Raw genomic sequence first — 26,974 nt, 5'->3', positions numbered from 1 at the left:
TTAAATGGGTAACAAAAAAATCTAGGAGGATTATCCATGTCGGCATGGGAAACAAAGTTTGATAAAAAGGGATTCACTTTTGATGATGTTTTATTAGTACCTGCAGAAAGTCACGTTCTACCTAATGAAGTAGATCTTTCAGTTCAATTGGCTAAGAATATTAAGTTAAACACACCTATCTTGAGTGCAAGTATGGATACCGTTACTGAGGCTCCAATGGCAATCGCTATGGCACGCCAAGGTGGGTTAGGCGTTATTCATAAAAACATGAGCATTGAGCAACAGGCAGATGAAGTATTAAAAGTAAAACGTTCAGAAAATGGTGTCATCATTGACCCAATCTATTTAACTGTAGATTCTCCAGTCAGTGCAGCCGAAGATTTGATGCACACATATCGAATCAGTGGTGTTCCAATTGTTTCCAATATGGAAGATTTAAAACTAGTTGGTATTATTACTAACCGTGATTTGCGCTTTATCAGTGATTATTCAGTTAAGATCGATAAAGTAATGACTAGAGAAAATCTTGTTACTGCACCAGTTGGAACTTCTCTAAAAGATGCTGAAAAGATTTTACAAAAGTACAAGATCGAGAAACTTCCATTAATTGATGACAACGGCCGCTTGGGAGGCTTAGTAACCATCAAAGATATTGAAAAAGTTCAAGAATTTCCTAATGCTGCTAAAGATAAATATGGTCGTTTGTTAGTTGCTGCTGCTGTTGGTGTAACTAGTGATACTTTTGACCGTGCTGCTGCCTTACTAAAAGCCGGCGCAGATGCCATTATTATTGATACAGCTCATGGTCATTCAGCCGGTGTTTTGAGAAAAATTTCAGAAATCAGAGAACGTTTCCCAGAAGCTACTTTGATTGCTGGTAATGTCGCCACAGCAGAAGGAACTAGAGCATTATACGATGCCGGTGTTGATGTTGTTAAAGTTGGTATCGGACCTGGTTCAATTTGTACAACCAGAATTGTTGCTGGTGTCGGTGTGCCACAACTTACAGCTGTTTATGATGCTGCTGGTGTTGCACACGAATATGGTAAGACGATCATCGCTGATGGTGGTATCAAGTATTCAGGTGACATGGTCAAGGCTTTAGCAGGTGGTGGTAACGCCGTTATGCTAGGTTCAATGTTAGCTGGTACTGATGAAGCACCTGGCGACTTTGAAATTTACCAAGGACGTCGCTTTAAGACATATCGTGGAATGGGTAGTTTGGCTGCCATGTCACACGGCTCATCAGATCGCTACTTCCAAAGTGGTGTTAACGAAGCCAACAAGCTTGTTCCTGAAGGTATTGAAGGACGTGTTGCTGCCAAAGGTGCCGTTGGGGATGTTATATATCAAATGTTAGGTGGTCTTCGTTCAGGAATGGGTTATGTCGGAGCACATAATCTTACTGAATTACAAGATGCTCAATTTGTACAAATCTCTAATGCTGGATTGAAAGAATCACATCCACATGATGTTACTATCACTAAAGAAGCACCTAATTATTCTGTAAGATAGAGTAGAATGTTGGTGTTTTGATTCCGCTTCCGGTTCCGAGTGAGTTTACCTGCTGTGGAACCGGCCTCAGCCACGGTCTGAGTTCTCGATTTTGAGCTTTTCATAAGTTCGAAAATCTCAAAGTCGTTCATGGTGTAAGAACGGAAATTCGCCGTTCTAACGCCATTGTCACAGCTGGTGAACTCACTCGGAACCTCCAGCTTAATTTTAAATATTATTATGATCTCTTTATGATTTTCAGATGAATTATGGTCTGATTGTTGTGAAGGGATTTTTTTTGATGTCAAAAAGGACTACATTTCAATTGAATGTAGTCCTATAAAGTAATATTAAAATTTGAATAGCCGTAGGTATGGAGTACTGGAACCAGTCATGCAAGTGGCGTTAGAAGGTGGTTTTCCTTCTTATACCACCGACGATTCTGAGATTTGCGAAAGCAAAGCTTGGAATCGAGACGAGAGACCTTGGCTCGAGTCGGTCGTATAACAGGTGGAATTACTCCATACCGGAGGCGGGAAGGCAGAATCAATCCTCACTCAATTCCTCGTCTATTTTTTTTAAAAGCACAAGTAAGTCTTTAGTTTCACTATTTTCAAGTGGCTTAACAATTTGTTTTTCGACATCTTCAAAAAGATTCCCCAATTCTTTGATGATCTCGTCACCCTTATCAGTTAAAAAAATCCGCTTATTGCGATCGCTGCGTCGGTCTTTTCGACGTTTAACGTAGCCGTCACGTTCAAGGTTTTTGAGCATACTAGAAACACTGGCATCACGAATACTTAAAGCATCAGCAATTTCGCGCTGGATCATTCCGGGGTCCTTTTGGATCAATTCTAGTGTTCTGGCCTGTTGTACTGTTAAATCTAAATTTGTTGACTGCTCATTAAATAATCTCTGTTCATTAAAAAGTATCGAATGTAATAGATAATTTATCTCCTGAGCTTTTTTGTCCTCCATATAACCCTCCGTATTGTAGGTCTAGTATTAATAATTATACCACATGACACGCTAGGTTAGGCCGTTAATATAGGGATTACTACACTTCAATCCTTAATAGTTAGATATTTAATAATTAAGTACTTGACAGTTACTTGAAAACGTATTATAACTTAACTTATCGATATTTAAATGCTTAGATATCTAAGTGTTAAAAAGTGGAGAAATATAATTGTAAAGAAGTGAGAACAATGTTGTTACGTCATGCGGAAATGAGAGATCTACCACAAATTGAACAAATAATCTTGGATGGGAAGGCCCACCTGGCGGCCCAGAATATCAATCAATGGAGAGGACAATACCCTAATATGGATGTCCTAGTCCACGATATTAATAATGGGTACAACTATGTTCTCGTTGAAGGCGATGAAGTCTTGGGAACTATCTCTGCTATTTCTGGTCCAGATATGAGTTATCAAACACTTGATGGTCAATGGTTGACACAAGAGGGTGAATACGTTGCTTTGCATCGTGTAGCAGTCTCCGCTAACCATCGAGGTGAAGGTTTGTCTACAAAGCTTTTTAATGCTGTTTTGGATGAATTAAGTTTGAACCCAACTATCAAAGGTATCAGAGTTGATACACATCTTGAGAACTTCGGCATGCAACATGTCATCAAAAAGATGGGATTTGTTGAAACGGGTATGGTTAAAGTATTGAACAGTAGTAACGTAGAACAAGTTTATAATATTGGATACGAGAAACTAAATCTTCCAGTTTCATTACCAATGGCAAACTAAAAGAGATTGTGACAAAATATGGTCAGCTTTCGGGCATTAAAGCAAACAAGACTAGTAATCCGTTGGGATTGCTAGTCTTGTTTGTTTTAAGAGGAAAGGTTATGTTTCGTTGCGCTGCATGTTTAAGATGAAAATAGTTATGTCACAGCCTCTTTTTAATCCAATTTTAATCTCAAAAGTTAGTATGAGTGTATTTATAATCCCAAAATTATGGATCAAAGAACTAATAAAGGTAATAAAAACATATCAGTGATAAGCTTTTATCAGTGAAATAATTTGGAGGGATATAAAATGGCTTATGATTTTGACAAATTAAATGATCGTCGTAAGACTAACTCGATCAAGTGGGACGTTGAAGAAAATGAGCTTCCAATGTGGGTCGCAGATATGGATTTTCAAACTGTACCTGAGGTTTTGGAAGCAATGCATGCGGATGTCGACCGTGGTATCTTTGGCTATCAGTACGTGCCAGATGAGTATTATCAAGCAATAATAAATTGGTACAAAACAGAATATAACTTTGAACCAAAAATGGAATGGCTAACTTTTAGTACTGGCGTTGTGCCTTCAATTGCATCAATTATTCGTCATTTAACTGACGTTGGTGACAATATTTTACTTCAAGAACCAAATTATAATTCTTTCTATCATACGATAACGGATAATGGTCGTCACATTTTAAATAGTGAACTAGATTATAGTGATGGTAAATATGCTGTTAATTGGCAGGACTTAGAGGACAAATTATCTGAAGTTGAGACTACGGCTATGATTATCTGTAATCCGCATAATCCAACCGGATACATTTGGTCAGCTGAGGAATTAACTAAAATTGGTTCATTGGCCAAGAAACATCATGTAATGATTATTTCCGATGAGATCCATGGTGATCTAACAATGCCAGGATTTAGCTATGTTCCATTTGCTTCATTAGATAAAGAAATTACGGATAATAGTATTTCGTTAGTTTCACCAAGTAAGACTTTCAATTTGGCTGTTTTGCATGCTGCTACATTGATCGTTCCAAATGCAGCTTTGTTAACAAGAGTTGAACGTGGTTTGTCGATCGACGGTATCAGTAGTCCGGGAGCATTAGCAATAAATGGTTCGATTGCCGCATATAAGTATGGTCATGAGTGGCTCAAGGAACTAAGGGAATATATTTCTAATAATCGTCAGATCCTTAGAAACTTTGTTAAAGCTAATATTCCAGAAATCACTGTCCTTGATGGTGAAGCTACTTATCTAGCCTGGCTTGATTGTAGTAAAGTGACTGATAACTCTGAAGAATTTGCTCAATTTGTTCGTGATCAAACCGGTCTATATGTTGCTGATGGTGAGAAATACAAAGGTAACGGTAATCAATTCTTGCGGATCAATTTAGCTACTACTAAATCACGTGTTGAAGATGGCTTGAAACGTCTAAAAGCTGGTACTAAAGCATATTTGAATAAATAAAAAAAACAGGTTGCGATTATGCAACCTGTTTTTTATTGTTAAAGTGAACCACAAATAGTGCGACTAGTAGAATCAATACTTCAAATAAAATAGCTTGACGATCTAATATTTTAACTGCCCAAGCACTGACAATTATTCCGATAAAGAAGGCTAATATTAATAATAGGCTTCTTTTGGCACGACGAATTGATTTTGGTTTCTTATTGATAACACCGTCAACTGTTAACATACCGACTTTTTTTATATTACCAGACATCATTAAGGTGTTAACTGGCATTCCATGTAGGGAACTGAATTCCACAAACTGTGCCGATATAGCGAAAGATATCATGAGAATCGTTATATCCAAAGGTACAATGTCGCTGATGATAGCGACTATTAAGAAGACAAATAACTCAAAGGACAGAATCAATGACTGACGATCAACACGAGCTTCTTTTGGAAAGTGAAGTTGGAACCACTTAGTGATAGCTGCTGCAATGCAATATGTCAAAATTGGTAAGAGGTAATTTAAAATAACGGAAAACTTACCGTCAATTATATTCACGCCTAATAAAATTAAATTACCAGTTTGCATGCTGGCAAAAACATGTCCGTGGGTCAGATACGAATAGGCATCGATCCCACCAGACGTCATTGCCATCAGCTGAGCCATAAGCGTTCTCTCGTAAATTGGGAATTTTTTTTCCATAGATAGTTCCTATTTGATGATCATCATGAGAACTGGAATTACGACCAGACTCATTAAGGTAGTTTCAGTTACCATGACAGCAGCGTAGTTAGAATCGGCGTGATAAAGTTTAGCAACAACGGGTGCGTTAGTCATAACAGGCATTGCGGCTTGAATAATAAAGACTTGTTTCATTAATGCTGGTCCGGGGATGAACAGGAACAAGGCACTCATCAAAAGAGGTGCGCAGATAAAACGTCCGAACAAGATACCGACGTTTTCACGGTGCAATGTTAAGTTGCTTAATCCAGCATTAGCGATTGAAATACCAATAAAGATCATTGACATAGGAATCGTTAAATTACCCAAATATTCAAAATCTGACATAAGAAAATGTGGTAGTTGAATGTGAAAGACAACCAATAGTAAACCGATAATGAATCCCATTAGTGGTGGGGAAAATAGTTTTCCTAAAGTCTTTTTCAAACTAAATGAACCCTTTTGTTCACCATCGACTTGAATTAGATATGTTCCTAAAGTCCAAAAGAAAGTCGTATTTGCCATGTAATAAACCAAGACATAAGGCAAACTTTGTGAACCGAACAGTGCCATATTCACAGGTAGACCAACAAAGACAGTATTGGAGTTGAAAAACATTGAAGAGAATAATCCTCGATGCTTGGGGTCGATTCCTAATAGTCGAATCATTAAGACGGAAATACCGATCAGGATAGTCATTGAAAGACAGGGGATGACTAGATTCGGTAAGAGAGTGATCAATTTGTGTGCTGTAAAATCATTGGTAATTGTATAAATCATATAGGCTGGCAAAGCAATTTGCGTAACCAATTTAGCAATCAATTTAGTTGTATCTTCAGTAAACCAGTTTCTTCGAGCCAGAACATAACCAACAGCGATTAGACCAATAATAATGAAAATACCTTGGACACTTTGAAAAAATACTTCCATGTGATAAATCCCCTTAGTAAATTTGTATATACCATAACATGTTACACTTTTAAATTGTTCCTGGAACTACTTTTTATATGGAAAAGAAAAAAGTGCCTGCAACAGTAGTCGCAAACACTTTCCAAACTAAGCTTTAGCTAACTTTTCTCTTATGAAGTAAATAATCGTCATGACGAGTAAGAAGACTACCCCTACTAATAATGAAACAGTTGTTTCAGGATTCAAGAACATGAAAACTAGAATTATTAATAGTGAAACAATGGCAAAATAATTACTGAAAGGATACCAAGGCATTTTGAAGGGATGCTCATCCATATGTGCTTTGTTAACTTTTCTGAACTTTAATTCACTAAAGAGGATAACAAACCATGGCACCATACCAGGTAGAACACTTGAACTATAAACAATAACGAAAACGTCACTGGATGTATGGAACAAGACAGGCAATGTGAAGTTCAAGATCAAACCGATCAAGATACCGGCTGAAATTGTTAAAACTGGTAAGTATGGAACGTGATGTCTTGATAATTTGGTAAAAGCTTTTGGTAAATTGTGCTCGATACCTAATGTATACAGCATTCTACTGGAACTGAAGATACCAGAATTACATCCGGATAATGCAGCTGTCAAAACAACAAAGTTGATAATTTCAGCCGCAAAAGTAATACCGACTTTAGCAAATGTTTCTGTAAATGGAGAACCGATCGTACCAAGCTTGTTCCAAGGGTAGATCGAAACGATAACAAAAATTGCACCAATATAAAAAATCAAGATTCTACCGACAATAGTTCTGATGGCTTTAACGATATTTTTTTGTGGATCTTCGGCTTCACCAGCTGTGATACCGATAACTTCGATACCTTGATATGAACCAACGACGATCGATAAGGCAAAGATAAATCCTTTAAAGCCACCAGTGAAGAAACCACCATTTGTCCAAAGATTACTGATACCAACAGGTTGACCGTGGTTACCAACACCAAAAATAATAACTAAAAGACCCATAATAATCATAAAAATAATTGTTAGAACTTTAATTAAAGCAAACCAAAATTCCAATTCACCATAGGCTTTAACGGAAGTAAGGTTAGCAGCGCAAAGCGTTATGACAACGATAACCCCTGCGATCCATTGTGGCATGTTGGGCCACCAAAATTGTAAATATGTTCCGACCGCAATAACTTCACTAATACCGACACAAAGATATTGGAAAACATTACTCCAAGCCGTTAAATAACCAACAACTGGGTGAATATATTCAGCTCCGAATTTTGCGAATGATCCAGTTGAAGGATCGACATAGATCATTTCCCCTAAAGCACGCATAACCATGTATAAGATTATCCCCGCAAAAGCGTAGGCAAGTAACACTGAAGGTCCGGTCCATTTAATAGTAGAGGCAGATCCCATGAAGAGTCCAACCCCGATAGTTCCTCCAAGAGCAATCATCTGCATTTGACGCGACGATAAACTACGGTTTAGCGTTTTGTTTTCTTTATCCATAAATATGGACCACCTTTCTTATTTAATCCCTGTTCACAATTGATAAACAACTGTAACTCTACTATAGGGTCTTATCTTACTACAAACTTTTCTAAAAATCTCGGTTTTCTTAATAAAATTCTAATAAAGTTGAGATAAATAAGTTTGTCTGTAATAAATTATTGTTTGAAAAGGATTTCAAGACAAAAAAATACCAGTTGAGTTCCAACTGGTATTTTTTATGGCATTGGTATAGTTTGATATGTATCGATAGGTTTTGGAGTTAGAGTCCAGGTTATTACAGCGTTATATTTTTGATTTGAAGATTTATTTATATTAGTAGATCCCTTTGGTAAATAAAAGCTAGCACCATCTGTAAATTGTGAGAAATTGGCTGATAGGACACCAGGACGATAAGACATTGCATTAAGGTCGATTATACTAGTATCGCCTACATTAGTATCTGACAGAGTGGCTTTTTTTGTTAACATTGGATAGTATTCTCCATAGATACTTGAATTATTACCTTCGCCGTCAACTAAAGCTTGGGGCTTGAGTGTTAATTCAAATCCTGATATGGGACTATCTTTTGCATCATATGGTTCTAAGCTAGAGATACTTGCTCCTAATGTAAATCCAGCTGACCCTGGTTTGTCCATACCGTCCTGGTGAAGAAGTGAAACACGTGAATCGGTAATTTTAAGCAAGCCGGTATTATTACCATCGCTATTACCATTATTAGCAGTAGCTGCATTATTATTATCTTTAAAGTCAGTAGTGTTAGAATTCAATCCAACTTTTGCGCCGTCAACGGCACGAAAACTAAAATCTGGAACAGCGTCCAGAGTTAAAATTCCAGAAAGGACGGTAACTGAAACTGTGGAAGTCTTTGAATCCATAACTGTACCGTCAGCAGCTGTACTAGATCCATCGGAGGCAACTGTCGCAGATGTAGTATCTGCATTAACTATGTTTGTGGACAAAGTCAGGAGGGCCGAAGTAGCTATTAACAAACTAAATAGAGCCTTTTTAATGTTTTTCACAGTATACCTCCTCCCACAAAGATTCTATTTAAATAGTACCAAATAACCGAATGTTTATTTCATCAGCTTTTGTAAAGGATTTTTATAATTTATGAATTATTATTTCTATGAAAATTGGAATTTATTTGAATATTTTGATCTAAAAAATAAACGTCTCAAATATGAAACATGTTAATAAACTGGTAACGCATTATGTAGAGTATGAATATTAGGAAATATGTAAAGGCGTTATTAAATTTTGATCTTATTTTAAATAGACAACACTATCTAAAAATCTGTGGATAAAATATTATTTGTTTGACAGAATGATGGAGTTGTTATAATCTTCTAAACATAAATTCATCGGGAGGTCTCTTATGCTTTTAACTAACACTCAAAGTTTATGTTGTTGTGGCTCGCATCTTGTGCGAACCATCATTTTGAGTGCCTAAAAGTTTTGAAGGCAATAATGATGTTTGTAGAAGGTGCGGATTCTTTTGAATCTGTGCCTTTTTTGTTTCACAAAATAAAATCAGGAGAGTGACAAAAATGAAATTCAATACAAAACTTATTCATGGTGGTATTAGTGAGGATCAAACAACAGGAGCAGTTTCGATCCCAGTTTATCGGACGTCAACTTTTCATCAACATAAATTAGGTGCTGAACCAAAATGGGAGTATGGAAGAACTGGCAATCCTACGCGACACTCTTTGGAACAGCTTATTGCTGAGATCGAGGGTGGAAAATATGGGTTTGCCTTTGCTTCAGGTTCTGCTGCTATCCATGCCGTGTTCTCTTTATTCTCAAGCGGAGATCACATAATTGTCGGTAATGACGTTTATGGCGGAACATTTCGATTGATCAATAAAGTTCTAAAACGTTTTGGCTTAGAATTTACAGTGGTCGATACGAGAGATTTAAAAGCAGTGGAAACAGCTATTCGAGAAAATACCAAAGCAATTTATTTGGAAACCCCAACTAATCCCTTGTTGAAAATTTCTGACATTTCAGAAATAGCTAGAATTGCACATGTGCATAACTTAAAGACCATCGTTGATAACACATTTGCGACGCCATATAATCAAAATCCATTAGCTTTAGGTGCGGATATAGTTCTCCACAGTGCGACTAAATATCTCGGTGGGCATAGTGATGTCGTTGCTGGATTAGTAGCCACGGCTGACAAAAAAATTGCTGATGAATTGTTCTTTTTACAAAACTCGATCGGTAGTGTATTAGGACCAGATGACAGTTGGTTATTGATGCGTGGAATTAAGACTCTCGGCGTTAGAATGCGAGTTCATCAAGAAAATGCTCAAATTATTTTTGACTATCTAAAAAATAACGCTAAAGTCGGTAAAATTTATTATCCGGGTAATCCAGATGGTGAAGGTTATGAGATTGCCAAGAAACAGATGAATGGCTTTGGAGCTATTATTTCGTTTGAATTAAAGGACGGACTTGATCCTAAAAATTTTGTAGAGAATCTTAAATTAATCGATTTGGCTGAGAGCCTTGGTGGCATTGAAAGTTTGATCGAAGTACCGGTCGTAATGACTCACAGTGCTATTCCGCGCGACATTCGTTTAAAGAATGGTATCAGGGATGAGTTGATCCGTTTATCTGTTGGTGTTGAGGATTCTGAAGATCTATTAGATGATCTGAAACAAGCCTTTGCAAGTATTTAACCACATAGTATGATTAGGATACTTAGAGGAAAATAACCTGAATTTTAAAATTGATGATAAATTAAAAGATAAAATATCTTTAGGAATAACTGTAATTGATTTTGATAATCAAGAATATGATCAAAAAATGTGGGATGACTTGTTGAATCCACTAAATGATCAAATAAGTAGTGATGATACTTTAGAAACTATCAGAGAAGATTCAACAATTATAGCTACGAAAAAAGTATATAAGTATCTTGGCAAAGATCCGTCTCGTTTTAGACCGTCATCTGATAGTCTGTGGCGCAGAGTTGTAAAGGGAAAGGATTGTATCAAATTAATGCGCTAGTTGATTTGAATAACTATCTTTCTTTAATTTATAAATTACCATTTGGTAGTTATGATCTTGAAAAAATTTCTAGCAATGTTACTTTGACAACGGGAAAAAATGGTGCAACTTATCATGGTATCGGTAAAAAAGCTATCAACCTAGAAAACATGTTGCTACTAGAAGACAGTGAGGGTCCCTTCGGTGGTCCAACATCAGACTCTACTAGAGCCATGATCAGTGATGACACTAAAAAAGCTGTGATAGTAGCTTACATGTTTGGTTTAGATGATGATAGAAAAAATGATGTTCAAGCTTCAGTTAAGAAATACGCCGAAGGGTACTTACAAAATATATCTATTAAGGAACAAATAATTATTAAATAAAGCACTATCAGAATGAAATGTTTCTGATAATGCTTTTTTTGATAGTTTTTACTGTATTTAAAAAGAAAGCCGTAATTGCTATTATATAGTAAGGATTAATATAGGTTACTTTTAAAGATCAAGGGGAATTAATATGATTAAATGTCAAAAATGCGGACATCTGAATGCAGCTGATTCAAAGTTCTGTGAGAATTGTGGAGCACTAATTGAAAATACACAGTCAGAACAAAAACAGCCACAACAACCAGTGCAACAAACGCAACAACAATCACAACCTACACCGCCACAACGACCAAAGAAGAGTAATAGGTCAATGATTATTTGGCTGATTATTATTATTTTATTAGTAGCCGCTGGTGGCTATGACTATATGACTCATCATAAAAATGAGAATAATCAGACGGAACAGACCAAATCTTCATCTGATAGTAATGATAAACAATCTGATGCTGACGATGATTCTTCACAAAAGCATAATTCTGAAACAAATTCAGATGTGAAGTCGCTTCTTTCTAACAATTTAGCGGGGATAAAAGGTGATACTTCAGCCTTTTACTATAATTTAAATGATAATGATTCAGCTAGTTATGGAGATGATGAAGATTCTCAACGTGCTGCTAGTGATATCAAAGTTTATATCATGGCGGCCGCTTATCAAAAAGTGGATGATGGTGAGATTTCACTTAATGACCGTTATGAACTAACTAGTGAAGATAAAGTTGGTGGAACTGGCGTCGTTCAAAGCATGCAAGTCGGTGACTCATTGACATATCGTGATTTGATCGATTACATGATCACGAAGAGTGATAACACTGCTGCTAATATTATTACCAAGGAAATCGGTGGATTAGATGCTGTCAACGATGAGATCGATGAACTTGATTTGAGTAGTAATACTAAAATGGAACGTATGTTGATGGATCAAGATGCACTTAGTGAAGGTAAAGATAATATGACAACGGCACATGATTTAGCTATGTTTATGAGAAAACTTTATCAGCATGATGTTGTTTCAGATAAATACGATAAGCAAATGTTGTCGATTTTAAGTAATACAAGTAATCATTCTAAATTACCAGCTAATATAAATACCAATGTAGTCGATGTTTACAATAAGACTGGTGAGTATGCACAATATGGTGTTGAAAACGATGCAGCAATCTTTAAACGCGGAAATAAGGCTTTTGTATTAGTTGTTATGAGTCAAAATGGTGATTCTGATGAACAAAAGGATGCTATGGGTTCTCTTGGTAAAGAGGTTACTCAAGAAGTTCTTGGGAAATAATTTATATTTTGCTTCCCGTCTACAGAGCTGATAATATTCACCTGCTATGCGGAACGAGCCGAGCCATGGTCTCGTCTCTCAGTTTGAAACCTTGCAAGTTCTGCAAGTTTCCAAACCGCCCGGTGGTGTAATTGCTGAAGCAATAACGCCACTTCCATAGCTGGTAAATATTCTCAGCTCTTCCGACTAATTTGAGTTGTATTTAGGGGTATCTCTTAATTGAGATGCCTCTTTTTTTTATTTGTTTTTACAACTATATTTACTATTTACCGTGCATGTAGAGTGAGTGCTGATCTCTAAATATTTATTACTTACGCAGTATTTAGTTATATAACCAAAAAAGAGAATTGTCCCACACCTGATTATCTAAGATGTGATACAACTCCCTATTAATATAGTATTTAAAAGGCCAAACAAGTCGGAAGGAATAAGAAAATCCACCAGCTATGAGAGTGGCGTTATGGCGTAAGCCATTACACCACCGGGCGAGTTTGGAGACTTGCTGAACTTGCAAGGCTTCAAACCGAGAGGGAGAGACCAAGGCTCACCCCGTTCCGCATAGCAGGTGGATTTTCTTATTCCTGGAGACTCTCAAATCTAGAAGTACTCAAGTAAATCTTGTTCCTTCAATTTAGACTTTTGTTCTTTATCTAAGTCTAAAATAACCTTTCCTTTTTTCAAAACGATCAAACGATTACCATATTTAACGGCTTCGGTTAGATTATGTGTAACCATCAGACAAGTTAATTCTTTTTCGAGAATAATTTTACTAGTAAGTTCCATCAATTCTTGACTGGTTTGAGGATCAAGCGCAGCGGTATGTTCATCTAATAGTAATAATTCTGGTTTTTGAATGATTGCCATTAAGAAGCTTAATGTCTGTCTTTGACCACCGGATAGCTTTTCGGTAAAAGTATTTAAACGATTATCCAAAGTAGGTAGATCTTTGGTTAATTCTTTGAACTTCGCCATATTGTCGTTCAACTTTCGTAAACGCAACCTTCTAGGTAGACCACGACGTTGAGCTAGGAGAAGATTTTCAGCAACGGTCATTCTAGGGGAAGTTCCTAGTTTGGGATCCTGGTAAACACGGCTGATATAACGGCTTCTTTTAGCAAGATTTTTTTGAGTGATATCTTCGTCGTTTAATTTGATATCACCAGAAGATAATTTGTTGGCACCAGTGATGGCATCAAGTAGGGTTGATTTACCAGCACCATTGGTTCCTAGTACAACGATGAAATCTTTTGGATAGATTTTTAAATTGATCCCATCGAGAATATTTAGATCCTGATTATCATTATAAATTGTTTTAACTGCATCATTAATTTCTAGTAATGGTTTCATTTTGATTTGACCCCGTTTCTGAATGCTCTGAAGAATTGTTCTCTAATAGTAGGAAGTGCTAAACATAGTGCCAAAATAATGGCTGAAATAAGCTTCAAATCGTTGGTATTGAATCCTAATTGTAGAACGATCATTAGAATTAAACGATAAACGATAGAACCAATTACAATCGTGATGATTCTGATACTTAATGGAACATCTGGGTATAAAACTTCACCGATAATAATAGCTGAAAGTCCGATAACGATAGAGCCAATACCCATATTAACGTCCGCAAATCCATTTTGTTGCGCAATCAATCCACCTGTTAAAGCAACGATACCATTTGAAACCATGATACCGATGAATTTCATAACCGTTGTATTGATACCAAGGGATGCTGCCATGATTTCGTTATCACCAGTAGCGATAACAGCTTGGCCTTTTTCTGTATTTAAAAAGATTATTAATAGGAAAGTAATGATGGCAATGAGAATGATTCCTAGAATGATGCCGTTAAAGTTTACTGGCAATTTATTTAAACCGTATTGATTAAAGATATTATTGGGTTTAGTCAATGACATATTGGCTTTACCGAGAATTCTTAAGTTGACGGAATAGAGTGCTGTCATTGTTAAAATTCCAGCTAAAAGACTAGGGATGTGCAACTTAGTATACATGAAAGCTGTAGCGAATCCTGCCAAGTTACCAAATATAAAGGCAACAAGTAAAGCAATTTCAGCTGAATAACCATGTTGGATCAGCATGACTGCTGTGACGGCCCCAAGAGGGAAGCTCCCTTCAACGGTCATATCAGGAAAATCTAAAATTCTAAATGTGATGTAAAGGCCGATAGCCATGATAGCCCAGATAAAGCCCTGGCTGATAGTTGATATTATTAGATTCATTTTATGATCTTCCCTTCTTTTTGAGCTTTTTTAACGAGTGAGTCTGGAAATTGGATATTTAATTCTTTAGCTTTCTTTTCATTTAATACAAGATGTCCTTTTTTAATAAATGTAACAGGCATTGTAGCTGGTTTGCCTTTTCCTCTAAGGATCTTGATGACATCTTCACCAGTTTTTTGGCCGAGTTCATATTGACTTAGTCCAATAGTAGCAAGTCCACCATCTTTAACCATGGTAGTTGCGGCTGGGAAGACCGGAACGTTTTGTTTGCCGGCTACACTTGATAGTAATTTCATACCACTGGCAACAGTATTATCAGTCGGAACAAAGATTGCTTGAGAATTCTCTGACAAGTTGGTAGCAACTTGTTGTAAGTCATTAACATTACTGATACTTGAAACTTTAACTTGAAGACCGTTCTTTTCTGCGAGTTTCTTCATAGATTTCATTTCAGTAGTAGCCGACATGTCACTTGAAGTATAGACAATTCCTAGTGTTTTCAAGTCAGGCATGATTTGTTTGATCATCTTGAGTTGGCTTTCAAGAGGTGCTTTATCAGAAACTCCAGTGATGTTACCACCCGGTTTAGTGTTGCTAGGGATGATACCAAATCCTTTAGGATCAGTAACAGCACCCATTACGATCGGAATATTTGAAGTTGCGTTCTTTAATGATTGAACCGATGGAGTAGCGATCCCAACAGCCACATCAACGTTATCTTCAACGAATTGTTTACTGATAGTTCTTAAATTACTTTGATCGCCTTGTGCATTTTGAAATTCAATTTTGATATTTTTACCATTGATGTATCCATGTTCTCTCAAAGTATCATCTAGGCCTTTATTGATTTGATCTAAGGCCGGATGTGACATCAACTGTAAGACACCAACTTTTGGAATTCTATTTTTAGCGACCTTTTCGTTATGTCCTGTATAAAAGAATGCAAATATCAAAAATGCGAATAAAAAGATAAGAGTGCCATATAATCGTTTCGTGTGTTTCATATTTTCTCCCCCTAATGTATAAAAAAAGACAATCTCAGCTTAGTGAGATTGTCTTGATGAACAAAAAAATCCCACATGAAATTTAAACTTATTCCATGTGGGTGTTATTTAAACGTAGTTTAATAAGCCGACACGGATACAATCCTACTCAGATTGCATCCATACCGGATCAACCTGATTTATCGGCTTTGCCAACGAATATTTACGATGTTTAGAGAATCTAAGTTTTTCATAATTGAAATCTCCTAACTTGTTGATGGCTAAAATGTTATTTCATAAATCAAATCTTGTCAATACGAAATCAGGATTTTTTTTAAACTAACTAAAGAAATATAAAATAAATTAAGCTCAAAACGTTGGGCCACTAACACTGAAGAACTGTTTACTTTTTTTGTAAAAATACTGTAAATGAAAAGTGATAAGATATCAGGTATATCAGAAACCGTTAAGGATGTTTTTATGAAAAAAAATATGATTAGGATTTTGATCGTGGTTTTGCTTGTTTTAACAGCAACGATTATTACACATTTTGATTCGTTTATGTATGGAAATCCAGTGATGAAAATTCAGCAATCTAAAGTTGTCAGTAAGGATAAAAGTACCGATGAATACAAAAATACTGATACTCAAGTGAGTCAGAAACTAACTGGTATGTTATTGAATACATCTAAAAAGGGTCAGAGAGTGACTTTAAAGAATTCTTACTATGAATCGCAATTGATCGATCAAAAGTATCGCTCTGGTCAACAGGTGATTTTAGCTAAATCAGGTAAACACTATTCAATTAAGAATGTGAAACGTGATACAGTTCTGGTATTTGGGCTGGGACTAGTAGTAATACTGTTATTCTGTATGAAGTTTAGCCGTGCAAAATTACTTATAAGTGTACTTTTGAATCTATTAGTTTATTACGGATTCATCAAATTATTGATTCATAATAGCAATAATTACCTACTCATTATGACCGTTATAACGTCACTTCTGATTTCTGGGATAGCCTTATTAGTTATTCTGGGACCGACAAGTGATGCACTGATGGCATATCTCAGCACCGTCTGTGCCACAACTTTAGCTATTTTATTGAGTGTTTTATTGTTAAAACTTTCAGGGAACAGTGGGGTACATTTGGAATTGACCGACTTTGGCTTGCAGCCATATTTCAGTGTCTTTTTGTCACAAGTTATCTTCAGTGTTCTGGGAGTTATTTTAGATGAAACCATGGATATATCATCGTCTCTGATCGAAATGAAAAAAGAAGTCAATGATGTCAAAGAGAGTGCACTCTTTAAAGCTGGCATAAACATTGGTCGAGAATTAATCGGACCACTGATCAATATTTTGTTATTCATCGTTATAGCGGAGCATTTAAATTTGATCCTATTATATTTGAGTAATGGTAATTCAATTGGATATACATTTACGATGACACTCAGTCTTGGCTTTGCACAACTTTTGATCAGTGCAATCGGAATTGTTTTAACCGTGCCGATAACAAGTTTTATTGCCAGTAAAATAATTACAAGGAGGGCTTATTAATGTTATTTCTATTAGGTGCTTTTGTAGTTTTATTATTGATGGTCGCAGGTAGTCGTGGCTTCACATTGTTATTTGGTTTGGCGATAAATCTAGTTTCGATCGTAGCCTTATTGATCCTAATTGCTGATGGATTCAATGTTTTGATTACGACAGCAATTATCGCTTTGATAATACTGATTGTAGCGATTTATATGAACGTCGAGAATGCTAATACTGCTAACATTGCCTTCAAAACTTCTATTTTGATCGTCGTTATTATTTTATTGATCACGATACCATTAGAATTTTGGGCCAGTGCTCAAGGCATGGGCATGGAAAATCAAGAAGACCTTGAGGCATTTTCTTTGGCAGCAGGAGTTTCATTTCCACAACTAGCAATTGCGATAATTGTGGTTAATAGTTTAGGAGTTATTTCGGAAACTAGTGTTGCCATCTCCAGTGGATTGAATGAAATTATCCTCAGCAAACCAACACTTACTCCCAAAGAAGTTTTCTCCGATGGCTTTTCTGTTGGTAATAAGATTCTCAGTACGCAGACCAATACCTTGTTGTTCAATTTCTTTTCTTCAACATTTCCATTATTTTTCTTGATGAATTCGTTGAACTATAAATTTACGGATATTATCAATGACAAGTTACTGGTAGCGGAGATTTTAACAATGTTGATCTGTGCGGTTGGGGTTATTTTAACAGTTCCCATCACTGCTTATTTTGTATATCGAGGGGTTGGAAAAAAAACTTCAAATAGTGTCGATAATTAGATTTTTGGAAGCACGAGATAGTGCAGTATACATGCGATTTTGGCCGATTCGATCGTTAGTGTAGTAAGTTGCATCGTTATTTATTACTATGACGTTATCAAATTCCAAACCTTTGGCAATGATCAATGGCATGACTGAAATTCCGTTTTTAGGCAGTAAGCTATTTGACGTTAACAGTTTTATATTTAAATCATCGGATAGTGTTTTTGCAGTTGTCATATCAGTAGTAATAACAGCCGAAAGTTTATTTGGGTCAAATTGTCTGATTTGTTCTTCAATAGTTTCGTTTAATTGTTCGGAATTTAAGGTGTATTTTTGGATTTCTGGACCGTCTGTTTGAATGATTTTTATCTTTTTAGATAATTCGCTAGATCCAAATTTGGTGAAAGCCTTGGTAATATTGCCGCTTGAGCGGTAGCTAGTGTAGAGATGTCGCTGCTTGACAGATATTTTATTTGTTTCAAATAAGTTTTCTAAATCGGTAAAAGTAAGTGGTTCATTTGTATCCTTTATGGATTGAAATTCGTCACCAACGAGAGTCCACTTGGCTTTTGGTAGGGCAGTTATTAGAAAATATAGTTCATCCAAAGTGTAGTCTTGAACTTCGTCGATCATGACGAATTTAATATTATTTTTAGCAAGATTAAACAGTTTCAATTTAATAAAAGAAAAATCTATAAAGTTGTGCTCTTTTACTCCCAGAATGTCAGTAAGTATTTGGGACAGATCGAGCCAATTTTTTTGTTTTATTTGTCGGATGAGTTTACGATATTGCCAATTTAACATTTTTTTAGTTGCCTGACGTATTTCTGGATCAGTAGTGGGTGTAATTGATTTACCAAAGATTTGTTCTTGTTCCATATCTGTTAAATCATCTAGTTGTGCTTGGATGTCAGGATCAGATGACAGTTTTATGATATTGTCAGTTACATTACTTAGTAGTAACTCCGCTAAAGCAGTGATTCGTTTTGGTAACGACAATGAAGCAGGTGTCCTATTAAAAAATTCTAGTATTTTATTGGTTGAAAATATAACTGTGTCATCGAGTTTTAATTCAATAAAATCATTGTCAGTTAAATGTAAACTATCAATATTTTCGTTGATGACTTTTAAATGACTTTGCTTATTTTTGAAATCTCTACTGTCACCAAAGTTGGCTAAAAATTGCTCAAAAGTCATCTGTGAAGGAGAATCTTCCCCTAAACTGGGTAAAACATCATTGATATAGCTTGTGAAAAGAGCATTGGGTGTCAGCAATAAGACGTCTTCGGCCACGAGTGTATCGCGGTAACGATAGAGCAAATAAGCGATTCTTTGCAGAACAACAGAAGTTTTTCCACTTCCAGCGATACCATTAACTAATAAAGCCAACGAGTTTTCATCACGAATAATTAAGTTCTGTTCTTTTTGAATTGTTGCCGTAATCGAAGTCATCTGATTACTTTTATTTTCCTGAAGTGTTTTGACTAGTAGTGGATCTTGAATCGCTACGTCGGTGTCGAAAATATCTTGAAGTACGTCGTCGTGTAGTAAAAACTGTCTTCTTGTAGTTACGTCGACATCTATTTTATGATTATTGGCATTGTAAAAGGTTTTACCAATTTTATTGTTGTAATATAAATCAGCGATAGGCGAACGCCAATCTATTACCAAGGGTTCTTCAGGTGTTTTGGAAAATCCAGTTGATCCAATATAAAAGGGAATCGCTTCGGTTTCGTCGGGATATTGCAGGTCGATCCTAGAAAAATATGGGCTAGGCAGTAATTGTTTAGTTTTGCTTTTAATAACTTCTAATTGAGTTTGCTTACTGTTAAAATAGTCGATTTGTTTATTCATTGTTTCCATAGAAGCGAAAGTATCAAGATTATCAGCGTAACTGTCAAAGTTTAAAGCTGTATCGTGTCCAGATTGCCTTTTGAAATCTCTAGCATTTTTAGAGTTATCAGAAATCAGTCTTTCAACACTGTTTAAAGTATTGCTCAATTCTTGATAAACGTTTTTTAGGTGTGCTTGTTCTAAATCAAAAGTACTATCCATAAAATACCTCCACAATTGTTTTAGATATTAAATGATATTACGATATGCCGTTAAATAACAGTCTTGTATTGGGTTAAAAATGCGTACATAATTATCTATGGAAAGATAAAAAATCCGCCTCATCCTTTTGGATGGGGCGGATTTTATTTTAGGATCTATTTATCATATTTACGGATTATACGTCCGAGTACGAACATCAAAACAGCAAATCCAGCTACAATAATTAAAGTAGTTTTAGCATCGCCAGTTTGAGGGAATCTACCTTTTCCGGTTGAAGTTGATCCTCCAGATTGAGATGTTTCTGGGAAGTTAGGTTCGGTTATAACTCCAGGTTGACCAGGTTTAATAGGAACAGATGGAGAAGGTTCCACAGGCTTTACGCTAGGTAGTTCTTCATCATTTTGATCACTGGGTTCTTCTGGATAAGTAGGTTTCTCAGGCTCAATAGGATTTTCAGGTTCTTCAGGTTCGGGTTCAGGTTCTTCAGGTTTTTCTGGTTCAGTAGGAGGTGTAACACCAGGTATTTCAGGCTCTTCAGGATTTTCAGGTTCGGTAGGAGGTGTAACGCCAGGTATCTCAGGTTCTTCAGGATTTTCAGGTTCGGTAGGAGGTGTAACGCCAGGTATCTCAGGTTCTTCAGGATTCTCAGGTTCAGTAGGAGGTGTGACACCAGGATTTGTAGGTAATTCCTGACTATCTTTGGCCGAAGCATCAACGGTTTGGTTAGCTTTTATTTCAAAGTAAATTGGTGTTTTGTCAAGGACATATCCTTCAGGGGCTTTGATTTCAACTAATGAATACTTTCCTTCAGCCAATCCTTCTAGATAAATCTTACCTTCTTGATTGGTTGTAATGTTTTTCATGATTTTATCATTTGCGTCTCTTAATTCATAGACAGCATTTGGTACGACAAATCCAGTTGTTGCATCAGTCTTAGTGAAGTCTAGATTACCAAATTGGTCTTCACCGGATGAAATTGGATAGTCATTAGCTTGGTACATGAGGTAATTATTTCCACTTGTTAAATCAAATTCAATTGGATTCTTATTTACTAAATATCCTTCAGGGGCGCTAGTCTCGACAAGTGAATATTTGCCAAGTTTTAATCCGGATACACTAAGTGCACCATTTTCGTCAGTAGTGAGTCCATATTTAATAACGTGACCTTCAGAATCTAGTAAATTATAGACAGCTCCAGCAAGGGCATCACCAGTTGCTCCGTCATATTTAGTTAATCCAAGAGTTCCTCGAAGAAGACTATCAGATTGTTCAAGATCAATTGGTATGCTGGTATCACCCATGACACTAAAGGTAATTGGTTCAGTATTTAACGCATATCCGTCAGGAGCTTTAATTTCTTTTAATACATAGGTTCCAACGGGTAAATCATGAATGCTGAAACTACCATTTTCATCGGTAGTAATGGAACTCATAATGACATTGCCTTTATAATCGCTGAGTTCATAAACAGCACCAGGTAATGGGTTACCAGTATTATCGGCACGTTTTTCAAAGATAATATTTCCAAGGATGTTACCGGTTCCGGTACCAGATCCACCCCAGCTTACGTCAGAACCAACGCTACCAGAAACTTGATCAGATGATAATGAAGCATTGTCGTACCAGTTGTTTCCGGCGTCAGCTTTAGGCTCAATTTCAACTCTAAAAGTCATATTAACGGCAGTATCAATATTACCGAAGTCAAACATTATTTTGTCGCCATTAACGGTAACTTTAGGTGTTAAATATGATCCATTAGGTACAAAATTACCATTGTCGCTAAAGGAACCAGCAGAGGCATTTACGCTACTATTAACGTAAGTTTGTCCGGGTCCTAATGTATCCGTTATAACGACGTTAGATAATTTTTGACTGTTAGGATTAAAGGCGATATTCCAGACAACATATTTTGGAAGTCCGTTTTCGTCGTATTCGTTTAACCAGCCTATTTTGTTGACAGTCCAATCAAAATGGCCAGGACTTTCGGTATTAGTTTGTGTACCAGTACCATTGAAATGCAAAGTTCCTTCTCTATCTTGTGTTGCCGATGAGAATGCATCGTTAAAGGTGATCGTACCAGTTTTTTGACCGGCCTTTAGTGTAAAGGTACCAATTTGAACACCTTCGTCATTGTACATTGGAATATTGTTCAAATCACCACTGGAACTTATACCATCAGGTAAAGTGAATGGTGCGGTATCACCAGCTTTAATAGGAACATCGTTGGCAATTGACCATTGATAATCTACCTTGAATTTTTCCCAAGTATACATGGTATCGCCGTTTTGCACGACATTACCACTTGAATTTGTTACAACAGCATCTCCAGCGTCTAATCCAGATACTGGAATAGATGATAATGGTTGAATATCGGTAGTTGCGGCACGAGCAGTCTCAGAACTTGGAACTATCCATGCTAAAAGGGCCAATATGACCGTTATCATTGCAATTAAAAGCTTAGATCTTTTAATGCGCATGATTAACATCTCCCTTAGCAATAAATGCTCTTATCTTTTAATCAAACGTAATTATAGATCCTGGCTATTTTTTAATACAATAATTAGCCCAATTATTATTTAATCCCGATATAACAGTAATTAAATTATATACCAATAATATTTTTGTTAATAAAAAAAGACCAATCTTCCGATTGATCTTGATTAATTCTATGGTAAATCGTTACCGGCTGCGAAGTAAATGTCATACCATTCTTGCTTAGTAAGATCTACATCAGCACCTTTTGCACTGTCAATAATATGTTCCGGATTCATTGTTCCAATGATGACTTGCATATCTGCAGGATGACGTAAGATCCAAGCAGTAGCAATACCGTTTTTGCTTACACCATATTTATCGGCGAGCTCTTGGAGTTTTTGATTCAACTCTGGGAATTTATCACTATTGATAAATACGCCATCGAAAAACCCATATTGGAAAGGTGACCAAGCTTGGATAGTAACACCCATACGTCTTGAGAATTCAAGAATACCTCCGTCATGATTGATCGAACGGGAGTCATTCATATTGGAATGCATACCGAAATCGACCATGCCAGTATGCATAATACTAAATTGTAATTGATTGATGATCAAACGTTGGCTGACAGCTTCTTGAACCATCAAGTATTGTTGTGGATTAAAGTTTGAAACACCAAAGTGTCTAACCTTACCACTAGTTTGCAATTCATCAAAAGCTTCGGCAATTTCCTCTGGTTCCATTAATGGATCGGGACGATGTAGTAAAAATGAATCTAAATAATCTACACCCAAACGTTTTAGACTTCCGTTTACAGCATCAATTAAATGTTGTTTAGAAAAGTCATAACGTGTATCGGCAATAATTCCACCTTTTGATTGAATATAGAGGTCGTCTCGGCTTATGTTGCTTTTCTTCAAAGCCTCACCAAAAATTTTTTCTGAGTCGCCATTTCCATACACATCGGCTGCATCTATGAAATTAATTCCACTATCGTAGGCTGCTTCGATAGTTTTGACAGCTTGATCCGAAGTAAGCTTATTCATACGCATAATACCTAAAGCCACTGCTGAAGCTTCCCAACTTGTCTCACCAATGTTACGCTGTTTCATTTAATTTCCTCCTATTTTGATGCATATTTAATGATTTAATTATAACAACTTAAAAGGGTTTCTGCATTTGAACTACATAATTAAGAATTCTCGTTGAATAAGAAGATTCATCGAAATTATTTTTTATTTCTTGTTTCAGATCCGCTAAATTATCAGTTATTATTCCATCAACACCAAGAAAAATCATCTGATCCATTGAACTAGAATTATTGACCGTCCAAGCAAAGACCTGTTTATTAAGTACATGTGACTCATCGATAAAAGTAGAATTCAAGGTCGTATATTCCATAGTAAAAGCATTGGCATGCGTTTTTGGCACACCAGATAGATTATAAGATAGGATATAACTAGCAGGGACATTGGGCATATAACGCTTACTTTCTTGAATATAATTGTAGTCTAATGAATGGACCATATCGCCGTTATGTTGCAATTGACGATTGTATTTGTGAGCAAATCCCTTAACAAAATGGTTGCTATTTCCCTTAACATCTTTATATTCGATCAATAGTTTTTGATGCAATCTTGTGGATTCGGCTAGGTAGTCATCAAAGCTTGCAATATGAGCAGTTTTTCCATTTTCATGAATTTTGATCTTTTTTAGTTGCTCCAAAGTCATCTGACTAGGTCGTTTTTTAATTCCTGCTAAGCCTTTTAAAGTTGTATCGTGATAGACGACATATTGATGATCTTTGGTTTCTTGAATATCCATTTCGATATAAGATGGTTTTTCTTTGGAAGTTTTTCTTAGTGCTGGGATGGAATTTTGAACGCCATTACCATCATCCACACCGCGATGGGATATTGTAACGGGACGTTCTAATAACCAACCTTTGAAATAAACGGTATTGTAACTCATAAAACTGAAAAGGATACCTGCAGCGAGTAAAGCCCAGAACCACTTGTGTGCTTTATTGTTTCTCGTTGAAGCAAAGTATGAAGTTTTTGTTTTACTGAGGATTATTAAAGCCGCAATTGATGTTCCGTAAATACTAGCGGAATAATTGACGATTTGAACGATCGTCATGTTAATAACTGCCATCGGGAATCTGACAACAGGAATCTTGTCGATCACCCACTGTAATCCAATGATAAGAAATAAGATACTTTCAAATATTACTGGCACAACGGTTGAGATGATCAAAAAAATCAACAAATAGTGAAGTGTGCGATTTCTAGTTTTATTCCAGCTGTAATGAATCGATTGTCTAATAGTTTTATTTTCAAAGATTATTGCTGGCAGAACGAATAGCCACCGTAATCCAATATAAAAGATAACTATGTATGAAATGATTAATAGTGCACCAACATAGAAATGCTCTTGAAAGATCCATTCTAAGATGAATTCTGGAACTTTCACTTTGTTTAACAAATTTGAATAAAATCCGATATCACCGATCGGTAAGACTAGTAAAAAGTATAGTAAGAAGAAACCGAATCCTTTAAATGACATTTGATAAACATTTTTAAAGACATCCTTGAAGTAATTACGCCAGCGTAAATTGGCATTTGATTTGATAGCTTGGAAACTGGTTAAGAGTAAAGTGAATTGACAGAATATCAAGATCAAAATCAACAACAGAATGAATAGTAATCCCAGTATTACCAGTGGCTTTTTAGTAATCAAATCTAAAATATTAGTGTATGAAACGTAACTAACATTTCCCCAGTCTAAAATACCGTTTGTTAGAACATTTAAAATTGGAATGACGATTAAGTTTATCGACATTTCCACTAAAATGATAATTTGGCTATATTTCCAAAAATTAATCCAGAATGTGTGATTTAGTGCTCTGAAATCTCTAAAACTCCCCATGTGAATATCCCCTAATTAAAATCATTATAACTAAATATACTACTTATCTTTTGCCAGTGCTGAGCGTAATTTTTTCTGTTTGTCTAAATCAAAGTTAGCAAAGTTGAAACGAAAATCTTGTTTAGTTGTGCCGTATATCGGACCGGGTTTGACTAAGATATTTTCTTTTAGTAGTTTTTCAAAAATATCAGGATCAGATTGTTTGATCCATAAGTAAAAACCGCCCTTGGGTGTTTTAAAATTCCAATCTGGTTTTAAGTTTTGCAAGATCTTAGTGATATTGTTGCGTCTTGTGGTTAGTTCTTTGGTTAATTTATTGATTTCGGCATTTAATGTTTCGTCGGTCAGAGCTAGATTGGCCATAACCTGGGCTAGCATGCTGGGGACGATATCCAATTTTTTTTGAACTTGTAATAGGCGTTGACCAATAGTTTCTGGAGCTACGATCGAGCCAATTCTAGTACTTGAACCTAGTAGTTTGGAAAGGGAACTGATATAAATCACGTTTTCTGGAGCCAGTGATTTAAAGGTTGGGACTTCATCTTTAGAATCTACCAGCCACCCAAAAACATCATCCTCAATAATGGCTATTTGATATTCTTGGCATAATTTTAGAATTCTTTGACGTTGTTCAAGAGAAATAATTTCACCCGTGGGATTTTGAAAAGTAGGATTAAGGATCAATAGTTTGATGCGATGCTTTAGAATAACATCTTCTAATATGTTTAGGTCCATGCCCGTATCTGTTAGTGGAATGGGAAAAGTACGAACACCAACAGTTTTGAAGATAGCGCTGGAATTAAAGTAAGAGGGTTGAGCAAAGGCCACAGAATCACCAACATTGAGCAAACTTCTCAAGACCAGTAACAATGCCTGTTGTGCACCTCCAGTAATCAAAAGTGTCTGATCGTTCAATTTAAATTGCTTTTTTTGTTCATGGATATGACCGATAGTTTGAATCAGCGGTAAATAACCAGCATCCTGAGATTGTTTTTGAGCAAGTAAGAAACTTTGCCAATTCATCTGCAGTGAGCCTAAATTGGGAATTAATTCCATTGGCAATTCATTTCCAGCAGCGTCTAAAATTTTCCCATTATCCAAGGCACGTGTTTGAGTGATCTTACTTTGATATGATGAGTAACTTGTTTTGTTGTTCTCTAAAAATAAATGCCAGTTAACTCTGGTTGGCAATGCATGTAATTGTGGTAGTTGGGAAATATAGGTCCCGCTACCACTTTTTTTTATGAGCAAACCTGATGATGTTAATTCTAATAGTGCTCGAGTCACGGTTGAACGATCGACTTCAAATAATTGTGCCAATTTTCTTTCAGAGGGAAGTCTTTGACCAGGTAATAGTTTTTCTTCTTGAATCAAACTCTTGATGAGTTTTGTTATGGCCAAATATTTAGGTTTAATGTCGGGTAAATCATCATGCCAATTGATCATTTTGAATCCACCTCGGGTAAATTTTCTTTAG

Annotated in this window: 22 protein-coding genes; 9 read left to right on the top strand and 13 right to left on the bottom strand. The window is 36.1% G+C overall.

Features of this window, described 5'->3' with window-relative positions:
• Positions 1 to 36: 36 nt before the first annotated feature.
• Positions 37 to 1,515, top strand: a complete 1,479-nt coding sequence (guaB, locus tag EKM60_RS05210; RefSeq protein ID WP_125713156.1) for an IMP dehydrogenase — start codon at positions 37 to 39, stop codon at positions 1,513 to 1,515.
• 525 nt (positions 1,516 to 2,040) lie between these two features.
• Here the strand turns inward: guaB and EKM60_RS05205 are convergent.
• Entirely contained in the window at positions 2,041 to 2,472 is a 432-nt protein-coding gene (locus EKM60_RS05205; protein ID WP_125713154.1) for a MarR family winged helix-turn-helix transcriptional regulator, read from the bottom strand.
• A gap of 251 nt (positions 2,473 to 2,723) precedes the next feature.
• On the opposite strand from EKM60_RS05205, the gene EKM60_RS05200 reads away from it, so the two are divergent.
• Both EKM60_RS05200 and EKM60_RS05195 read left to right on the top strand, forming a co-directional pair.
• Complete coding sequence (locus EKM60_RS05200; RefSeq protein WP_164508329.1) at positions 2,724 to 3,251, top strand: GNAT family N-acetyltransferase; 528 nt, start codon at positions 2,724 to 2,726, stop codon at positions 3,249 to 3,251.
• Positions 3,252 to 3,542: 291 nt separating this feature from the next.
• Positions 3,543 to 4,709, top strand: a complete 1,167-nt coding sequence (locus tag EKM60_RS05195; RefSeq protein ID WP_125713150.1) for a MalY/PatB family protein — start codon at positions 3,543 to 3,545, stop codon at positions 4,707 to 4,709.
• Between the two features lie 16 nt (positions 4,710 to 4,725).
• On the opposite strand, the gene EKM60_RS05190 is transcribed toward EKM60_RS05195, so the two are convergent.
• From EKM60_RS05190 to EKM60_RS05175, 4 genes are all read right to left on the bottom strand, one after another.
• On the bottom strand, positions 4,726 to 5,400 hold the full coding sequence (locus EKM60_RS05190) for a YoaK family protein (RefSeq protein ID WP_125713148.1): 675 nt from the start codon (positions 5,398 to 5,400) through the stop codon (positions 4,726 to 4,728).
• Positions 5,401 to 5,409: 9 nt separating this feature from the next.
• On the bottom strand, positions 5,410 to 6,348 hold the full coding sequence (locus tag EKM60_RS05185; RefSeq protein ID WP_125713146.1) for an AEC family transporter: 939 nt from the start codon (positions 6,346 to 6,348) through the stop codon (positions 5,410 to 5,412).
• Between the two features lie 126 nt (positions 6,349 to 6,474).
• Positions 6,475 to 7,851: an amino acid permease gene (locus EKM60_RS05180; protein WP_125713143.1), complete on the bottom strand. Its 1,377-nt coding sequence runs from the start codon at positions 7,849 to 7,851 to the stop codon at positions 6,475 to 6,477.
• A gap of 218 nt (positions 7,852 to 8,069) precedes the next feature.
• Positions 8,070 to 8,873, bottom strand: a complete 804-nt coding sequence (locus EKM60_RS05175; RefSeq protein ID WP_125713141.1) for a WxL domain-containing protein — start codon at positions 8,871 to 8,873, stop codon at positions 8,070 to 8,072.
• A gap of 528 nt (positions 8,874 to 9,401) precedes the next feature.
• Between EKM60_RS05175 and EKM60_RS05170 the strand changes: the two genes are divergently transcribed.
• The 4 genes from EKM60_RS05170 (at position 9,402) to EKM60_RS05160 (ending at position 12,522) form a co-directional block, all read left to right on the top strand.
• Positions 9,402 to 10,541, top strand: a complete 1,140-nt coding sequence (locus EKM60_RS05170; protein WP_125713139.1) for a trans-sulfuration enzyme family protein — start codon at positions 9,402 to 9,404, stop codon at positions 10,539 to 10,541.
• Between the two features lie 127 nt (positions 10,542 to 10,668).
• The gene (locus tag EKM60_RS11210) at positions 10,669 to 10,872 is read left to right on the top strand and encodes a hypothetical protein (protein ID WP_225427006.1); all 204 of its coding nucleotides are present in this window, start codon (positions 10,669 to 10,671) and stop codon (positions 10,870 to 10,872) included.
• On the top strand, positions 10,851 to 11,237 hold the full coding sequence (locus EKM60_RS11205; RefSeq protein WP_263853088.1) for a phenylalanine--tRNA ligase beta subunit-related protein: 387 nt from the start codon (positions 10,851 to 10,853) through the stop codon (positions 11,235 to 11,237). The genes EKM60_RS11210 and EKM60_RS11205 overlap by 22 nt, the downstream gene beginning before the upstream one ends.
• Before the next feature lie 133 nt (positions 11,238 to 11,370).
• Positions 11,371 to 12,522, top strand: a complete 1,152-nt coding sequence (locus tag EKM60_RS05160; RefSeq protein WP_125713137.1) for a serine hydrolase — start codon at positions 11,371 to 11,373, stop codon at positions 12,520 to 12,522.
• Between the two features lie 597 nt (positions 12,523 to 13,119).
• Here EKM60_RS05160 and EKM60_RS05155 read toward each other — a convergent pair.
• From EKM60_RS05155 to trpX, 3 genes are read right to left on the bottom strand one after another with little or no spacing between them, the layout of a single operon-like run.
• Complete coding sequence (locus tag EKM60_RS05155; protein WP_125713134.1) at positions 13,120 to 13,869, bottom strand: ABC transporter ATP-binding protein; 750 nt, start codon at positions 13,867 to 13,869, stop codon at positions 13,120 to 13,122.
• Positions 13,866 to 14,756, bottom strand: a complete 891-nt coding sequence (locus tag EKM60_RS05150; RefSeq protein WP_125713132.1) for an ABC transporter permease — start codon at positions 14,754 to 14,756, stop codon at positions 13,866 to 13,868. Before EKM60_RS05150 ends, EKM60_RS05155 begins: the two co-directional genes overlap by 4 nt.
• A complete protein-coding gene (gene trpX, locus EKM60_RS05145; protein ID WP_125713130.1) occupies positions 14,753 to 15,760 on the bottom strand; it encodes a tryptophan ABC transporter substrate-binding protein in 1,008 nt (335 codons plus the stop codon). The genes EKM60_RS05150 and trpX overlap by 4 nt, the downstream gene beginning before the upstream one ends.
• A gap of 459 nt (positions 15,761 to 16,219) precedes the next feature.
• Here trpX and EKM60_RS05140 point away from each other — a divergent pair, with 459 nt between their 5' ends.
• Together EKM60_RS05140 and EKM60_RS05135 are read left to right on the top strand one after the other, a co-directional pair.
• Entirely contained in the window at positions 16,220 to 17,296 is a 1,077-nt protein-coding gene (locus EKM60_RS05140) for a YibE/F family protein (protein ID WP_125713128.1), read from the top strand.
• Entirely contained in the window at positions 17,296 to 18,057 is a 762-nt protein-coding gene (locus tag EKM60_RS05135; RefSeq protein ID WP_125713126.1) for a YibE/F family protein, read from the top strand. The genes EKM60_RS05140 and EKM60_RS05135 overlap by 1 nt, the downstream gene beginning before the upstream one ends.
• On the opposite strand, the gene EKM60_RS05130 is transcribed toward EKM60_RS05135, so the two are convergent.
• The 5 genes from EKM60_RS05130 to EKM60_RS05110 form a co-directional block, all read right to left on the bottom strand.
• Positions 18,037 to 20,094 (bottom strand): HelD family protein, encoded by a 2,058-nt coding sequence (locus EKM60_RS05130; RefSeq protein ID WP_125713124.1) that lies wholly within the window; start codon positions 20,092 to 20,094, stop codon positions 18,037 to 18,039. The two genes, EKM60_RS05135 and EKM60_RS05130, sit on opposite strands and share 21 nt — an antisense overlap.
• 155 nt (positions 20,095 to 20,249) lie before the next feature.
• A complete protein-coding gene (locus EKM60_RS05125; RefSeq protein WP_164508328.1) occupies positions 20,250 to 22,571 on the bottom strand; it encodes a SpaA isopeptide-forming pilin-related protein in 2,322 nt (773 codons plus the stop codon).
• A 189-nt stretch (positions 22,572 to 22,760) separates the two neighbouring features.
• The gene (locus EKM60_RS05120; RefSeq protein WP_125713120.1) at positions 22,761 to 23,681 is read right to left on the bottom strand and encodes an aldo/keto reductase; all 921 of its coding nucleotides are present in this window, start codon (positions 23,679 to 23,681) and stop codon (positions 22,761 to 22,763) included.
• Between the two features lie 49 nt (positions 23,682 to 23,730).
• Positions 23,731 to 25,497 carry a glycerophosphodiester phosphodiesterase gene (locus EKM60_RS05115; protein WP_125713118.1) on the bottom strand — a complete coding sequence of 589 codons (1,767 nt, stop codon included), beginning with the start codon at positions 25,495 to 25,497 and terminating at the stop codon, positions 23,731 to 23,733.
• A gap of 39 nt (positions 25,498 to 25,536) precedes the next feature.
• Positions 25,537 to 26,943 (bottom strand): aminotransferase-like domain-containing protein, encoded by a 1,407-nt coding sequence (locus tag EKM60_RS05110; RefSeq protein ID WP_125713116.1) that lies wholly within the window; start codon positions 26,941 to 26,943, stop codon positions 25,537 to 25,539.
• Positions 26,944 to 26,974 lie beyond the last annotated feature (31 nt).

The organism is Companilactobacillus kedongensis, from assembly GCF_003946625.1.
GTDB classification, from domain to species: Bacteria; Bacillota; Bacilli; order Lactobacillales; family Lactobacillaceae; genus Companilactobacillus; species Companilactobacillus kedongensis.
This window is presented reverse-complemented; position numbering and strand designations above follow the sequence as displayed.